We start from the raw sequence: 14619 nt of genomic DNA, 5'->3' as shown, positions 1-14619 counted from the left end.
CAAATCATGGTGCGGAATCGGTGTCGGGGTATGTCGGGCACTAGGTATGTCGAACGCCGCTTCGGTTTCAGGCTCCCGGAATATCTCAGGCCGCGCGGGGTTTGCACGGGGCGCGAATGTCGGAGCTGATCGACGCGCCGATTCCGGAATAGCGGGGCGTGAGCGGACAGATCCCCGACGGTCGATTTCCGGCTGGCCGAGATCCCGGATCGACTCCGGGACGACGAAGAACATGCGAAAAGCGAGGCACCCATGACCACAGTCATCAAGAACGGCATCGTCGTGACCCACGACCTGAGCTATGCCGCCGACGTGCTGATCGACGGCGGAAAGATCGTCGAGATCGGGCCCGACCTGAAGGGCGACGAGGTGCTCGACGCCGACGGGTGCTTCGTCATGCCGGGCGGGATCGACCCGCATACCCATCTCGAGATGCCCTTCATGGGCACCTATTCCGCCGACGATTTCGAAAGCGGCACGCGTGCGGCGCTCGCGGGCGGGACCACCATGGTCGTCGATTTCGCGCTGCCCTCGCCTGGGCAGGGGCTGCTCGACGCGCTCAAGATGTGGGACAACAAGTCGACGCGCGCGCATTGCGACTATTCCTTCCACATGGCGGTGACATGGTGGGGCGAGCAGGTCTTCGACGAGATGGAGACGGTCGTGCGCGACCGTGGCATCAACACGTTCAAGCATTTCATGGCCTACAAGGGCGCGCTGATGGTGCAGGACGACGAGATGTATGCCTCGTTCCAGCGCCTGGCCGAGCTCGGGGGCATCGCGCTCGTCCATGCCGAGAACGGCGACGTGGTCGCGGACCTGTCGGCCCGGCTGCTGGCCGAGGGCAATACCGGGCCCGAGGGGCACGCCTATTCCCGCCCGCCGCAGGTCGAGGGGGAGGCCACGAACCGCGCCATCATGATCGCCGACATGGCGGGCGTGCCGCTCTATGTCGTGCACACCTCCTGCGAAGAGAGCCACGAGGCCATCCGCCGCGCGCGCCAGCAGGGCAAGCGCGTCTGGGGCGAGCCGCTGATCCAGCATCTGACGCTCGACGAGAGCGAGTATTTCAACGCAGACTGGGACCATGCCGCGCGCCGCGTGATGTCGCCGCCCTTCCGCAACAAGAAGCATCAGGAAAGCCTCTGGGCCGGGTTGCAGGCCGGATCGCTGTCGGTCGTGGCGACCGATCACTGCGCCTTCACGACGGATCAGAAGCGGACGGGATTGGGCGACTTCACCAAGATCCCCAACGGGACCGGGGGGCTCGAGGATCGGATGCCGATGCTCTGGACGCATGGTGTCGAGACCGGACGGCTCACGCCCAACGAGTTCGTGGCCGTGACCTCGACCAATATCGCCAAGATCCTCAACTGCTATCCGCGCAAGGGTGCGATCCTTGTCGGATCGGACGCCGATATCGTCGTATGGGACCCCGCCAAGGAGAAGACGATCACGGCGGAGAGCCAGCAATCCGCGATCGACTACAACGTCTTCGAAGGACAGAAGGTGAAGGGCCTGCCGCGCTTTACCCTGACGCGCGGCCGCGTGGCGGTGCATGACGGCGAGATGCGCCCCGAAGAAGGCCATGGCCAGTTCGTCAAGCGCCCGCCGAAAGGCCCGGTGAGCGAGGCGCTTTCGTCCTGGAAGGCCATCAGCGCGCCGCGCCCGGTGGAGCGGTCGGGCATCCCAGTGAGCGGGGTTTGAGCGATGCCGCTCTGCGCCTGTCGATGCGGTGAGACAACGAAGGGCGGAACGTTTCCGCCCGGGCACGATCAACGTCTGAGAGCCGAGATCGAGAGGACCGCCGGAGGCATCCTTGCGCTTCGGGATCTCGTCGAGGCGGAAACCGGGAAGACGATATCATGCCGGACATGATCGTCTCGGCGCGGGGGCTGAACCTGACGTTCGAGACCAATGACGGACCGGTCCATGCGTTGAAGGACGTGGATCTGGAGGTCGGGCAGGGCGAGTTCGTGAGCTTCATCGGGCCGTCGGGCTGCGGCAAGACGACGTTCCTGCGCTGCGTCGCGGGGCTGGAGCAGCCCACCGGCGGGACGCTTTCGGTCAACGGGATGAGCGCGGAGGAGGCGCGGCGGGCGCGGGCCTATGGCTATGTCTTCCAGGCGGCGGGGCTCTATCCGTGGCGGACGATCGGGGGAAATATCCGCCTGCCGCTCGAGATCATGGGCTTTTCCGAGGAGGAGAAGAAGCGGAGGGTGAAGGACACGCTGGCCCTCGTCGATCTCGACGGGTTCGAGAAGAAGTTTCCCTGGCAACTGTCGGGCGGCATGCAACAGCGGGCCTCCATCGCGCGGGCGCTGAGCTTCGATGCGGATCTTCTGCTGATGGACGAGCCTTTCGGCGCGCTCGACGAGATCGTGCGCGACAGGCTCAACGAGGAATTGCTGGCGCTCTGGGGGCGGACGGGCAAGACGATGCTGTTCGTGACCCATTCGATCCCGGAGGCGGTCTATCTCTCGACGAAGATCGTCGTGATGAGCCCGCGACCCGGGCGGATCAGCGATGTGATCGACAGCCCCCTGCCGAGGGAGCGGCCGCTCGATATCCGCGATTCGCGGGAGTTCATCGAGATCGCGCACCGGGTTCGCGAAGGCCTGCGCGCGGGGATGGAAGCGGCATGACGCGGCACGAGAGGATCGGCGGCGGGGCCCGGAAATGTTTCGCGTGCGAAACATTTCGTGGCACCGTCGGGATCGTGAGTATTTCCGGACAGATGAAAATGCGGGAGCCGCGAGGATGAGCGATGCGCCTCTGGCGGCCCCGCAGGCGGGGATCGGCCGGTCGGGGCGCGTCGCGCTCTGGCTCAGGGGAATGGGCGGCACGCTCGTGCCCGTGCTGACCGTCGTGGCGGCGATTCTCGCGCTCTGGTATCTGGCCTGCATTCCGATGAATGCGCAGCAATCCGTGATCGCGGCGGCGCGGGCCGAGATCGCGGTGCATCCCGAAACCGCTTCGGAGCGGCGGGGCATGGGGGGCGTGGCGCTGGCGCTCGCCAATCCGGCAGTGAGCGTCGCGGGCGCCTTCGAGCAGGAGCGGCCGCGCCTGCCGGCCCCGCATCAGGTGGCCGCCGAGCTCTGGTCGTCGACTTTCGGCGAAGCGGTCAGCTCTCCGCGAAGCCTGGTGTTCCATGCCTGGGTCACGCTGTCGGCCACGCTTCTGGGCTTTGCCATCGGCACGGCGCTCGGGATCGTGCTGGCGGTGGGGATCGTGCATAGCCGGGTCATGGACATGAGCGTGCTGCCCTGGGCTATCGTCAGCCAGACCGTGCCGATCATCGCGATCGCGCCCATGATCATCGTCGTGCTTTATTCGGTGGGCGTGCAGGGGATCGTCCCCAAGGCGGTGATCAGCGCGTATCTGTCGTTCTTTCCGGTCGTGGTGGGCATGGTGAAGGGGTTCCGCAGCCCCGATGCCATGCAGCTCGACCTGCTTGCGACCTATGGCGCGAGCCGGGCGCAGACATTCTCGAAACTCAGGCTGCCGGCCTCGCTGCCCTATCTCTTCGCCTCGCTCAAGATCGGCATCGCGGCGAGCCTCGTCGGAGCCATCGTGGGCGAGCTGCCGACGGGCGCGGTGAGCGGGCTCGGCGCACGGCTACTGGCCGGAAGCTATTACGGGCAGACGGTGCAGATCTGGTCCGCGCTTTTTGCCGCGGCGATCCTCGCGGCGGGGCTCGTCGCGCTGATCGCGGTGATCGAGCGCGGGTTCCTCGCGCGGATGGGGCTCGGGCGATGATGCTGGTCGCGCTGGCACTGGTCCTCTGGGCGGCGGGATGGGCGCTCAACGTGGCGCTGGCAGGGGGGGCCACCTCGGGGTTGCGGTCGGTCCGGATCGCGGTGCCCGCGATCTTCGGTGCGACGCTTCTGGTGATGTGGGAACTGGTGGTGCGCGGTCTCGACGTGCCCGGGGTGATCCTGCCGCCGCCCTCCATCATCGCGGACACCTTCGTGAGCCGCATCCCGGTGCTCTGGGCGGATTTCGTGCAGACGTTCCTGAAGGGCGCGCTCAGCGGATACATCATCGGCGCGATCGCGGCCTTCGCCGTCGCCATCGTAGCGGATCGGTACGCCTTTCTGAAGCGCGGGCTGCTGCCGGTCGGCAACTTCATGGCCGCGTTGCCGATCGTGGGCACGGCACCCATCCTTGTCATGTGGTTCGGTTTCGGATGGGAATCGAAGGCGGCTGTCGTCGTCGTGATGGTCTTCTTCCCGATCCTCGTGAACACGGTCGCGGGATTGTCGGCCACCGAGCCGATGCAGCGCGACCTGATGCGGACCTACGGCGCGAGCTACCTGCAGACGCTTGTGAAGCTGCGGCTGCCGGCGGCGCTTCCCTTCATCTTCAACGGGCTCAAGATCTCGACCACGCTGGCGCTGATCGGGGCGATCGTCGCGGAATTCTTCGGCTCGCCCATCGTGGGCGTGGGGTTCCGGATCTCGGTCTCGGTGGGTCAGCTCGCGCTCGAGATGGTCTGGGCCGAGATCGTGCTCGCCGCACTTGCCGGATCGCTATTCTACGGCATCATAGCCATCGCGGAACGGCGTCTGACCTTCTGGCATCCGTCGAACCGGGGATGAACCCCGGACGACCCAACAAGGAGACTCATATGAAACGGACGATACTCGCCGGGCTCGCCCTGACGATCGCGGGGGCCGCCCAGGCGCAGGAGGCCGACGAGGTCACCCTGCAGCTCAAATGGGTGACGCAGGCCCAGTTCGCGGGCTATTACGTGGCGCAGGATCAGGGCTTCTACGACGAGGAAAACCTCGACGTCACGATCAATCCCGGCGGGCCCGACATCGCACCCGAGCAGGTGATCGCGGGCGGCGGCGCGGACGTGATCGTCACGTGGATGGCGGCGGCGCTCGCCGCGCGGGAACGGGGCCTGCCACTCGTCAACATCGCGCAGCCCTTCGCCTCGGGCGGGTTGCAGCTCACCTGTCTTGCCGAGACCGGGGTCGAGAGCCCCGATGATTTCCCGGGCCGCACGCTGGGGGTCTGGTTCTTCGGCAACGAATATCCCTTTTATGCATGGATGGCGCAGCTCGGGATCGCGACCGATGGCAGCGAGGGCGGCGTCGAGGTGCTGCGCCAGGCCTTCAATGTCGATCCGCTGCTGCAGGGGCAGGCCGATTGCATTTCGACCATGACCTACAACGAGTACGGGCAGATCCTCGATGCGGGTTATACCGACGAGGAACTCGTGAACTTCAACTATCTCGACGAGGGCGTCGGCATGCTGGAGGACGGGCTTTACGTCATGGAGGAGGATCTGGAGGATCCGGCATTCGTCGACAAGATGGCGCGATTCGTGCGCGCCTCGATGCGCGGATGGGAATGGGCGGCCGAAAATCCCGGGGAGGCCGCGCAGATCGTGATCGACAACGACATGTCCGGCGCGCAGACGCTCGATCATCAGCTCTACATGATGAACCAGGTCTCGGAGCTCACGAAGAACAGCGACGGCACGCTCGACCCGGCGGCCTACGACCAGACGGTCCAGACGCTGCTCTCGGCGATTTCGGAAGAGAATCCGGCCATCACCGAAGAGCCCGAGGGCGCATGGACGCACGAGGTCACGGATCAGGCGATGAACTGATCGGGATCTCGCGGATCGGTGCGGCGTCTGCCTGATTTTCGGGCGAACGCCGCGTTTTTCGACGGGCAGTGGCGTGTGCCTCTGGGCAAGCGCGAAACCCGGGATAGGATGGTCGCGAAATGACCGACCTTCCCGCGATAGACCTGACCCAGAACCAGCAGCCCCGTTCGATCGGGCAGCTGGTCGTGTCGGTCGCGGCGCGCAGTGGGGCAAGCGGGCTGTCGGATCTGCGTCAGTCCGGTGCGCTGAAGGCGCTGTTCCCGACCGCGCGGGGCCCGGCAGTGACGGCGGTCTGCATCAATACCGGCGGTGGCATCGCCGGTGGCGACCGCTTCACCGTGGAGGCGAATGCGCAAGCGGATGCGTCCCTCGTCCTGACGACGCAGGCGGCCGAGCGGATCTACCGCGCGGCGGGCAGTATCGCGGGCCGGATGGACACGCGGCTTTCCGTCGGGGCGAATGGCACCCTTGACTGGCTTCCGCAGGAGACGATCCTCTTCGACGGCGCGCGCTTGCGGCGCCGGCTGTCGATCGAGATGGACCCGTCGGCGCGATTCCTGATGGTCGAGCCGGTCGTCTTCGGGCGGCACGCGCGCGGCGAGGTGCTGCGCGCGGGCGCGTTCTCCGACCGGGTCCTGCTGCGTCGCGGCGGGAGCGAGATCTTCCGCGACGGATGCGATCTTTCGGGCGATATTGCCGCGCTGATGGCGCGCCGGGCGATCGGAGGCGGGGCGGGGGCCATGGCGCTCGTCGCGCTGGCGGCTCCGGACGTGTCGGCCGAACTGGCAGCCCTGCGGGCGATGCTGCCGGCCAGTGCCGGCGTCACGATGCCCCGGCCCGGACTTCTCGTCTGCCGCGTTCTGGCCGAGGACGGCTTTGCGCTGCGGACCGTTCTGATACCCGTTCTGGAGCGCCTTTCGGGCGCACCGCTTCCCCCCGTCTGGAGGTTCTGACCCATGCAACTGACACCGCGCGAGAAGGACAAGCTGCTCGTCTCCATGGCCGCGATCGTGGCGCGCAACAGGCTCGAACGGGGGGTGAAGCTCAACCACCCCGAGGCGATCGCGCTGATCACCGATGCAGTGGTCGAGGGGGCCCGCGACGGCCGCAGCGTGGCCGACATGATGCAGGCGGGTGCCCGGATCGTGACGCGCGAGCAATGCATGGAGGGGGTGCCCGAGATGATCCCCGACGTGCAGGTCGAGGCGACGTTCCCCGACGGCACGAAGCTCGTCACCGTTCACAACCCGATCCGCTAGGAGTGCGCCATGATCCCCGGAGAGATCCTGACAGCCGAGGGCGACATCACGCTCAACGAAGGACGCGAGGCCGTGACGGTCATGGTCGCCAATACGGGCGACCGGCCGGTCCAGGTGGGCAGCCATTACCATTTCGCCGAGACGAACGCGGCGCTGGAGTTCGATCGCGAGGTCGCCCGCGGTCGCAGGCTCGATATTGCCGCGGGCACCGCGGTGCGGTTCGAACCGGGCCAGAGGCGCGAGGTGCGCCTGATCGCGTATTCGGGCGATCGCAACGTGTTCGGCTTTCGCGGGCAGGTGATGGGACCGCTCTGATCCGGCCCGTGGAACATCGGCACCTGGGCGGTGTTCGCATATGCAGCATTTCCTCGGAAGGGATATTCCATGACCATGAACGTACCGCTCGACATGTTCCGCGCGGGACTCGCCGGGGCACAGATGGCAGCCGAAGCGCAGGCCGTCATCACATACAGGCTTTTCGGCATGGCCGGGATCTGGTCGGTCACGCCTTCCGAAAACAACCGCATGGTGTCCGAGAAGGGGCCGGCCCTGATGGCCGCCAACCTCGCGGCGTGGAACGCGGCGATGAAGGGCGGCCGGCCCGACGAGATCTATTCCGCCTGGCTGAAGCCGATCGGTCGCCGGACCCGCTCCAACGCGCGCCGGTTGGGTCGGCGCGGGTTGAAGCAGCCTGGCTGACGAACTTCGCGTAAATTTTGTGCAAACGCCGTCGCGACGGGCGTGAAGTCTTGTCGTGACGCACGCACCGGGGAAATCTGAGGCAGATTTCCAAGGATCCGGATCCCAGATGGCCACCAAGATTGCCCGCGCCGATTATGCCGCGATGTTCGGCCCGACAACGGGCGATCGCGTCCGTCTGGCCGATACCGACCTGATCGTGGAGGTTGAACGCGACCTCACCACCTATGGCGAGGAGGTCAAGTTCGGCGGCGGCAAGGTGATCCGCGACGGCATGGGCCAAAGTCAGGCGACGCGGGCCGAGGGTGCGGTCGATACCGTCATCACCAATGCGCTGATCGTCGACCATACCGGGATCTACAAGGCGGATGTGGGGCTGCGAGACGGACGGATCGCCGCGATCGGCAAGGCCGGGAACCCGGACGTGCAGCCGGGTGTCGACATCGTGGTGGGGCCCGGCACGGAGGCCATCGCAGGCGAGGGCCGGATCCTGACCGCCGGTGGGTTCGACAGCCATATCCACTTCATCTGTCCGCAGCTCATCGAGGATGCGCTTCATTCCGGGCTGACCACGATGCTGGGCGGCGGCACGGGGCCGGCGCATGGCACGCTCGCCACGACCTGCACGCCCGGCCCGTGGCATATCGGTCGTATGCTGCAGGCACTGGACGGCGTGCCGATGAATATCGGGCTGTCGGGCAAGGGCAATGCGAGCCGTCCCGATGCGCTTGTCGAGATGGTCGAGGCGGGGGCCTGCGCGCTCAAGCTGCACGAGGACTGGGGCACGACGCCCGCCGCCATCGATTGCTGTCTGTCGGTCGCCGACGACATGGACGTGCAGGTCATGATCCATACCGACACCCTGAACGAGAGCGGCTTTGTGGAAACGACCGTCGATGCCATTGCGGGGCGGACGATCCATGCCTTCCACACCGAAGGCGCGGGCGGAGGCCATGCGCCCGATATCATCAAGATCTGCGGCGACGAGAACGTTCTGCCCTCCTCGACCAACCCGACGCGGCCCTTTACGGCCAATACCGTCGAGGAACATCTCGACATGCTGATGGTGTGCCATCACCTCGACAAGCGTGTGCCAGAGGATATCGCTTTCGCGGAAAGCCGCATCCGTCGCGAGACGATCGCGGCCGAGGACATCCTGCACGACATCGGGGCGTTCTCGATCATCGCGTCGGACAGCCAGGCCATGGGTCGCGTGGGCGAGGTGATCATCCGCACCTGGCAGACCGCCGACAAGATGCGCAAGCAACGTGGCCGCCTGCCGGAAGAGAGCGGCGAGAACGACAACATGCGCGTGCGCCGGTATATCGCGAAATACACCATCAACCCGGCGATTGCCCATGGGATGAGTCACGAGATCGGCTCGATCGAGGTCGGCAAGCGGGCGGATCTTGTGCTGTGGAAGCCTGCCTTCTTCGGCGTGAAGCCCGAGATGGTGCTGCTGGGCGGGTCCATCGCCTGCGCACAGATGGGCGACCCGAACGCGTCGATCCCCACGCCGCAGCCGGTCCATTCCCGCCCGATGTTCGCCGCGATGGGGCGTGCGGTCGAAGCCTCCGCCGTTCTCTTCGTGAGTCAGGCGGCCGAGGCCAACGGCATCGGCGCGGCGCTGGGCCTCAGAAAAACCACTGCCGCAGTGCGGCGAACGCGGGGCATCGGAAAGCGCGATCTGATCCTCAACACGGCCCTGCCTGTCATGGAGGTCGATCCCGAAACCTACGAGGTCAGGGCCGACGGAGAGCTTCTGACCTGCCAACCGGCCGAGATTCTTCCCATGGCGCAAAGGTATTTCCTGTTCTGATGCGAGAATTCCCTAAAATAAGGTCAACGAAGCTGTCCGGTTTGCATCTCGTGCAAGGCGGACATTCCTCATTGTCGGTTTTGCTGCGATGCAGCGTTCCCTACCTTCGTGTGCAAGAGGAACCCACACGATCCAAAGGAAACCGATCCAATGGCAGACGCGACCTTCCACACCGCACACGACACCCGCACCGACAGCCGCACCTTCGGCCAGACCGTCTCGGCCTTCTTCTCGGCGATCGGCCACGGCCTCATCGCCATGGGCGAGAATTCCAGCCGCTACCGTCGCCTTCAGGCGCTGAACGCGATGACCGACGAGCAGCTTGCCCAGCGTGGCCTGAAGCGCGAGAACCTCGTGCGTCACGTCTTCGCGGACGTCTACTACGCCTGAAGCCATGTGACCGGAGGGATGCCTGAATGGCGTTCCTTCCCGTTGCCTCGACAGTCGGGACAGCCGACGGGGAAGCGCCCGTCGATGCCGTCCGGCTCGACTACGCGGCGCGCCTGCTGCGCCGCAAGCGTCTGACGGGGGAAGGCGGACTGTCCTTCCTGATCGACCTGGAACAGGTCACATCGCTCGATCATGGTGATCGGCTCGTCCTCGAAGACGGCCGATCGGTCGAGGTCCTGGCCGCGGACGAACCGCTGGTCGCGATCACCGGCCCCGATCTGGCGCGTCTTGCCTGGCATATCGGCAATCGCCACACCCCTTGCGAAATCTCATCCACGCGGCTGGTCATCCAGCGCGAGCCGGTCATGGAGAAGATGCTCTCCGGGCTCGGCGCGACTTTGACCCCGTTCATGGGGCCGTTCCGTCCGGAAGGCGGGGCCTATGGCCATGGACGAACGATGGGGCACAGCCATGGATGAGGCGCAGCTTGTCCTGTCCCAATGGTTCTCTCCCGCCTTTCCCACGGGGGCATTCGCGTATTCGCAGGGGCTCGAGCAGGCCATCGCCGACGGGACTGTAGCGGGGCCCGACGATCTGGACGAATGGCTCTGCGATCTGCTGATGCACGGGTCGGGCCGCGCCGATGCGATTCTCATCCGCGCGGCGGCGATCTGCGAGGATGAGGATCTGGCCGACCTCGACCGGACAGCCCGCGCCTTCGCCGCCTCGGCCGAGCGGGTCGTAGAAATCGAGGATACGGGGGCAAGCTTCGGGACGACTGTCGCAGCGGCATGGCCCATCGCGGATCGCGCGCTCTGCTATCCGGTGGCGATTGGCCATGCCTGCCGCGGGCTCGGCCTTCCGGTCGATGCGACTGTCGCGCAATATCTCCTTGCGATGGTGAGCGGCATCGTCTCGGCCGCGCAGCGTCTCATGCCGCTGGGACAGACGCGGGCGCAGGCGATCGTCGCGGGGCTCCATCCGCTCTGCCAGCGAATCGCAGAAGAGACGCACGGATGCGGTCCCGACGATCTTGCGACGGCAAGCTTCGTCGCGGATATCGCGGCGATGCGACACGAGACATTGCAACCGAGGATCTTCCGATCATGAACGGACCATTGCGCATCGGAATCGGCGGCCCCGTCGGTGCCGGCAAGACGACGCTGACCGCGGCGCTTGCCCGGGCGCTTCATCCCGCGATCTCGCTCGGGGTCATCACCAACGATATCTACACGCAGGAGGATGCCGAGGCGCTGATGCGGATGCAGGTGCTTCCGGGCGATCGCGTGATGGGTGTCGAGACGGGCGGCTGTCCGCATACGGCGATTCGCGAGGATGCATCGATCAATCTCGCCGCAATCGCGCGGCTGAGGGAGCGTCATCCCGATCTTGAAGTGGTAGTGATCGAATCCGGGGGCGACAACCTCTCGGCCACTTTCAGCCCCGAACTTGCCGATCTGACGATCTATGTCATCGACGTCGCGGCCGGGGAGGAAATTCCGCGCAAGGGCGGCCCCGCGATCACCCGGTCGGACATCCTCGTGATCAACAAGACCGACCTCGCCCCGCATGTGGGTGCATCGCTCGACGTCATGGCGCGCGATGCGGCGCGGATGCGCGGCGAGGGTCCGGTCGTCTTTGCATCGCTGAAATCGGGGCAGGGTGTGGACGAGGTCGTCCGGCTGCTAGCCGATCTCGGAGGGTTGGTCCTGTCCGAGACGGCGTGAGGGCGTAGCGGCGGACCCTGCCGGGATCCGCCGCCGATCGGGTCAATCGCTCAGGAAGACGGTCTTGAGGTTCATGAATTCGTGCAGGCCATGGGGCCCGAGCTCGCGTCCATGTCCCGACCGTTTCACCCCTCCGAAGGGGGCTTCGGGGGCGGAGGCGGTGATCTGGTTAATCGCCGTCATGCCGGCCTCGATATCGCGGATGAATCGCTCCCGCTCGCCGGCATCCTCCGTCCAGACCGAGGATCCGAGGCCGAAGGGGATCGCATTGGCGATCTCGATCGCCTCGTCGATGTTGTCCGCCCTGAAGACCATCATGACGGGGCCGAAGATCTCCTCGGACATCAGGTCGGATTTGGGATCCACCCCGGTGAGGATACCGGGCGACATATAGGCCCCGGGACCGTCCAGCGCCTCGCCCCCGAACATCAGGGTCGCGCCGCGCGATTTCGCATCTTCGAGCTGCTTCACGACCGTATCGCGCTGGTCGAAGCTGGAAAGCGGACCGATATCGTTCGACGAATCCATCGGATCGCCGACCTTCACGGCCTTCATCGCCTCGGCGTAGCGCGCCAGGAAATCGTCGTGAATGTCCGCATGCAGGATCAGGCGCTTGCCGCAGATGCAGGATTGACCCGCGTTCTGGACCCGCGCGGTCACGGCCTGCTCGACGGCGGCATCCATGTCGGCGGAGGGCATGACGATGAAGGGGTCCGAGCCACCGAGTTCGAGCACGACCTTCTTCAAATGGTGTCCCGCCGAGGCGGCGACCGCCCGACCGGCCCCTTCGCTGCCAGTGAGTGTCGCGGCAACGATCCGGTCGTCGGCGATCACGCCGTCGACCTTGTCGGACTTGATGGCAAGGTTCTGGAACAGCCCCTCGGGCGCGCCCGCATCGAGGACGATTCTCTCGATATCCTGTGCCACGCCCTGACAGATCGACGCATGTTTGAGGAGGCCGACATTCCCGGCCATGATCGCCGGAGCGAGGAACCGCACAACCTGCCAATGGGGAAAATTCCACGGCATGACGGCCAGCACGACGCCCTGTGGAAGATATCGCGCGACGGCGCGCTTGCCGTCGCCGAGGTCGTATTCCTTGGGCTCCAGAAGGGCCGGACCGTTCTTTGCATAATAGCGGAAGGCGGTGGCCGATTTCCGGATCTCGCCCTTTGCGGCCTCGATCGGCTTGCCCATCTCCTTGGTGATGGTGAGCGCGAGATCGTCGACATTGGCTTCGTAGACGTCGGCGATTCGATCAAGCAGGGCCGTACGCTCGTCGTAGCTGGAGTTGCGCCAGCTGCGGAACGTAGCGTGTGCCTTGGCGATCCGCTCCTCAAGTTCGTCGTCGGTCAGTTCGGGATGTGTGGCGACTTTTTCGCCCGTTGCCGGGTTCGTACTGTCGAACATCTTGGTTCTCCGGATGTGTCGAAATCGCTACCTCAACGTGCCGCCGTCCCCCAGAGGTCCAGCCGGGATACCGATCGCCGCGGGAGATTCGATCTGGTCACCGCTGTCCGATTGCTTTGAACTGCCGCTCGCAGACAACGAAGGAGCAGGAAGATGTCGATCGTCATCATGGGAGTGTTCAACGCGGACACGACCTATCGGGCCGCGCGGATGCCGCGGATGGGAGAGACGATCCTGGGGGAATCGTTCGCGCTCACCCCCGGCGGTAAAGGCTCGAACCAGGCGGTCGCCGCGGCGCGGGCGGGGGGGCAGGTGCAGATGCTGACCCGCCTCGGCCGCGACGCCTTCGGCGATCTTGCCCGCAGGACTTGGGAAGACGCAGGGGTGATTCCCCGGGTGATCGAGGATCCCGACAATCATACCGGCGCGGCCTTCATCTTCGTCGACGCGGGGACGGGCGACAACGCGATCATCGTCGCACCGGGTGCGGCAGGGGGCCTTTCGCCCGAGGACGTGGAGGCAAACCGATCGCTGATCGAGGAGGCGGACATCTTCCTCACCCAGCTCGAACAACCGCTCGACGCGGCGCATGCCGGATTGCGGATCGCGCGCAGTGCGGGAACGCGGACGATTCTCAATCCCGCCCCGGCGACGGAGATTCCCGGCGACATGCTCGCGCTTTGCGATTTCATAACCCCGAACGAGTCGGAGGCCGAAGCGCTCACGGGAATCGATGTGTCCAGCATCGAAGGAGCGGAGCGCGCGGCCCGGGATCTTGTCGCCCGTGGTGTAGGAGCGGTGATTCTGACCCTTGGCGAGAACGGCGCACTCTTTCATGACGGAATCGACGCAATTCATGTGCCTGCACTGCATGCAGGGCCCGTTGCCGAGACGACCGGCGCGGGAGATGCGTTCAACGGAGGTGTCGCAGCTGCCTTGTCTCGAGGTGCGGATCCAAAAGACGCCGTAAGATTCGGCAATGCGACTGCCGCAATCTCGGTGACTCGGGCAGGAGCGGCCATGTCGATGCCCCTTCGGACCGAGATAGAGGCGTTGCTGCGCAGCAAATGACGGTTTGGTTCCCCGACCCCACCCCTATTTACCCATTACCAATCAACCACTTACGATTTTCTATCGATTTTCTGTCGGAATGTGCTTGCGGGGTTTGGGTGATATCCGTAGACAGCGCTTCACCGGCGGGGCTGAGGCGCTACCGGGACGCGGATTTAGCGGTTTTGCTTAGTTCGGCGGCACTTCGAAAAAAGGTGTTGACGAGTTAGACAAGGTTCGGTAAACGCTGCGGACCACGAAATTCGAGGCAGGCAGGCGGGGCGCGCCGAAGATAGGGCGCATCTTGTTTGTTTTTGTCTCACGCTCTTTGACATCGCTATAATACTGAAGAGATATGCGGGCGGTTTCGGTTCATTTCGATGGATCAACGTCTGTATATCGCGCCCTTAGGTTTCGGCCGATGATGGGGTGTCAGCTTCACTGTTTGATGTGGCTTTCGGTACCTTTGGTACCTTGAGCACATGGAACAGAGACTGTCCCGTTTGAACAACGGGACGATGTGCAGAGGTTCGAACGTCAAGGATAGCTCTTCGGAGCTTTCAACTTGAGAGTTTGATCCTGGCTCAGAACGAACGCTGGCGGCAGGCCTAACACATGCAAGTCGAGCGCGCCCTTCGGGGT

General features: G+C 65.1%; 16 protein-coding genes and 1 rRNA gene (1 of these 17 only partly in view). 16 read left to right on the top strand and 1 reads right to left on the bottom strand.

All coding sequences use genetic code 11. From position 1 onward, the window contains the following. Positions 1–252 precede the first annotated feature (252 nt). The 14 genes from hydA (at position 253) to ureG (ending at position 11517) form a co-directional block, all read left to right on the top strand. The gene (hydA, locus tag RVY76_RS11945; RefSeq protein WP_317374275.1) at positions 253–1707 is read left to right on the top strand and encodes a dihydropyrimidinase; all 1455 of its coding nucleotides are present in this window, start codon (positions 253–255) and stop codon (positions 1705–1707) included. 158 nt (positions 1708–1865) lie between these two features. Next, positions 1866–2645, top strand: a complete 780-nt coding sequence (locus tag RVY76_RS11940; RefSeq protein ID WP_317374274.1) for an ABC transporter ATP-binding protein — start codon at positions 1866–1868, stop codon at positions 2643–2645. 190 nt (positions 2646–2835) lie between these two features. Continuing rightward, entirely contained in the window at positions 2836–3759 is a 924-nt protein-coding gene (locus RVY76_RS11935) for an ABC transporter permease (RefSeq protein ID WP_317376763.1), read from the top strand. Then, entirely contained in the window at positions 3756–4601 is an 846-nt protein-coding gene (locus tag RVY76_RS11930; RefSeq protein WP_317374273.1) for an ABC transporter permease, read from the top strand. Before RVY76_RS11935 ends, RVY76_RS11930 begins: the two co-directional genes overlap by 4 nt. A 29-nt stretch (positions 4602–4630) precedes the next feature. Continuing rightward, positions 4631–5623 carry an ABC transporter substrate-binding protein gene (locus tag RVY76_RS11925; RefSeq protein ID WP_317374272.1) on the top strand — a complete coding sequence of 331 codons (993 nt, stop codon included), beginning with the start codon at positions 4631–4633 and terminating at the stop codon, positions 5621–5623. A gap of 119 nt (positions 5624–5742) precedes the next feature. Beyond that, the gene (locus tag RVY76_RS11920; RefSeq protein WP_317374271.1) at positions 5743–6576 is read left to right on the top strand and encodes an urease accessory protein UreD; all 834 of its coding nucleotides are present in this window, start codon (positions 5743–5745) and stop codon (positions 6574–6576) included. A 3-nt stretch (positions 6577–6579) separates the two neighbouring features. After that, positions 6580–6882, top strand: coding sequence for an urease subunit gamma (locus RVY76_RS11915; protein WP_317374270.1), 303 nt, complete (start codon positions 6580–6582; stop codon positions 6880–6882). A 9-nt stretch (positions 6883–6891) separates the two neighbouring features. After that, positions 6892–7197, top strand: a complete 306-nt coding sequence (locus RVY76_RS11910) for an urease subunit beta (protein ID WP_317374268.1) — start codon at positions 6892–6894, stop codon at positions 7195–7197. A 69-nt stretch (positions 7198–7266) separates the two neighbouring features. Next, positions 7267–7581 (top strand): antifreeze protein, encoded by a 315-nt coding sequence (locus RVY76_RS11905; protein ID WP_317374267.1) that lies wholly within the window; start codon positions 7267–7269, stop codon positions 7579–7581. A 109-nt stretch (positions 7582–7690) separates the two neighbouring features. Further along, positions 7691–9400: an urease subunit alpha gene (ureC, locus tag RVY76_RS11900; RefSeq protein WP_317374266.1), complete on the top strand. Its 1710-nt coding sequence runs from the start codon at positions 7691–7693 to the stop codon at positions 9398–9400. A gap of 150 nt (positions 9401–9550) precedes the next feature. Then, positions 9551–9790, top strand: a complete 240-nt coding sequence (locus RVY76_RS11895; protein ID WP_317374264.1) for a DUF1127 domain-containing protein — start codon at positions 9551–9553, stop codon at positions 9788–9790. Between the two features lie 26 nt (positions 9791–9816). Next, positions 9817–10269 (top strand): urease accessory protein UreE, encoded by a 453-nt coding sequence (locus tag RVY76_RS11890; RefSeq protein WP_317374263.1) that lies wholly within the window; start codon positions 9817–9819, stop codon positions 10267–10269. Next, positions 10238–10900 carry an urease accessory protein UreF gene (locus tag RVY76_RS11885; protein WP_317374262.1) on the top strand — a complete coding sequence of 221 codons (663 nt, stop codon included), beginning with the start codon at positions 10238–10240 and terminating at the stop codon, positions 10898–10900. The genes RVY76_RS11890 and RVY76_RS11885 overlap by 32 nt, the downstream gene beginning before the upstream one ends. Beyond that, a complete protein-coding gene (gene ureG / locus RVY76_RS11880) occupies positions 10897–11517 on the top strand; it encodes an urease accessory protein UreG (RefSeq protein WP_317374261.1) in 621 nt (206 codons plus the stop codon). The genes RVY76_RS11885 and ureG overlap by 4 nt, the downstream gene beginning before the upstream one ends. Positions 11518–11559: 42 nt before the next feature. On the opposite strand, the gene RVY76_RS11875 is transcribed toward ureG, so the two are convergent. Beyond that, positions 11560–12927 (bottom strand): NAD-dependent succinate-semialdehyde dehydrogenase, encoded by a 1368-nt coding sequence (locus tag RVY76_RS11875; protein WP_317374260.1) that lies wholly within the window; start codon positions 12925–12927, stop codon positions 11560–11562. A gap of 153 nt (positions 12928–13080) precedes the next feature. On the opposite strand from RVY76_RS11875, the gene rbsK reads away from it, so the two are divergent. Beyond that, positions 13081–13998 (top strand): ribokinase, encoded by a 918-nt coding sequence (rbsK, locus tag RVY76_RS11870; RefSeq protein WP_317374258.1) that lies wholly within the window; start codon positions 13081–13083, stop codon positions 13996–13998. Between the two features lie 540 nt (positions 13999–14538). Then, positions 14539–14619: ribosomal RNA gene (locus RVY76_RS11865) — 16S ribosomal RNA — on the top strand (it continues 1388 nt past the right edge of the window).

It is taken from the genome of Palleronia sp. LCG004, from assembly GCF_032931615.1.
GTDB lineage: Bacteria > Pseudomonadota > Alphaproteobacteria > Rhodobacterales > Rhodobacteraceae > Palleronia.
Note: the sequence above shows the minus strand (reverse complement) of the source record. Positions and strands in the feature narration are given on the sequence as shown.

Coding starts and splice junctions, on each gene's coding strand:
- RVY76_RS11940 (WP_317374274.1), top strand. CDS start 1,866: ATGCCGGACATGATCGTCTCGGCGCGGGGGCTGAACCTGACGTTCGAG.
- RVY76_RS11875 (WP_317374260.1), bottom strand. CDS start 12,927: ATGTTCGACAGTACGAACCCGGCAACGGGCGAAAAAGTCGCCACACAT.
- ureC (WP_317374266.1), top strand. CDS start 7,691: ATGGCCACCAAGATTGCCCGCGCCGATTATGCCGCGATGTTCGGCCCG.
- RVY76_RS11935 (WP_317376763.1), top strand. CDS start 2,836: ATGGGCGGCACGCTCGTGCCCGTGCTGACCGTCGTGGCGGCGATTCTC.
- RVY76_RS11910 (WP_317374268.1), top strand. CDS start 6,892: ATGATCCCCGGAGAGATCCTGACAGCCGAGGGCGACATCACGCTCAAC.
- RVY76_RS11885 (WP_317374262.1), top strand. CDS start 10,238: ATGGACGAACGATGGGGCACAGCCATGGATGAGGCGCAGCTTGTCCTG.
- ureG (WP_317374261.1), top strand. CDS start 10,897: ATGAACGGACCATTGCGCATCGGAATCGGCGGCCCCGTCGGTGCCGGC.
- RVY76_RS11920 (WP_317374271.1), top strand. CDS start 5,743: ATGACCGACCTTCCCGCGATAGACCTGACCCAGAACCAGCAGCCCCGT.
- RVY76_RS11905 (WP_317374267.1), top strand. CDS start 7,267: ATGACCATGAACGTACCGCTCGACATGTTCCGCGCGGGACTCGCCGGG.
- hydA (WP_317374275.1), top strand. CDS start 253: ATGACCACAGTCATCAAGAACGGCATCGTCGTGACCCACGACCTGAGC.
- rbsK (WP_317374258.1), top strand. CDS start 13,081: ATGTCGATCGTCATCATGGGAGTGTTCAACGCGGACACGACCTATCGG.
- RVY76_RS11925 (WP_317374272.1), top strand. CDS start 4,631: ATGAAACGGACGATACTCGCCGGGCTCGCCCTGACGATCGCGGGGGCC.
- RVY76_RS11890 (WP_317374263.1), top strand. CDS start 9,817: ATGGCGTTCCTTCCCGTTGCCTCGACAGTCGGGACAGCCGACGGGGAA.
- RVY76_RS11915 (WP_317374270.1), top strand. CDS start 6,580: ATGCAACTGACACCGCGCGAGAAGGACAAGCTGCTCGTCTCCATGGCC.
- RVY76_RS11930 (WP_317374273.1), top strand. CDS start 3,756: ATGATGCTGGTCGCGCTGGCACTGGTCCTCTGGGCGGCGGGATGGGCG.
- RVY76_RS11895 (WP_317374264.1), top strand. CDS start 9,551: ATGGCAGACGCGACCTTCCACACCGCACACGACACCCGCACCGACAGC.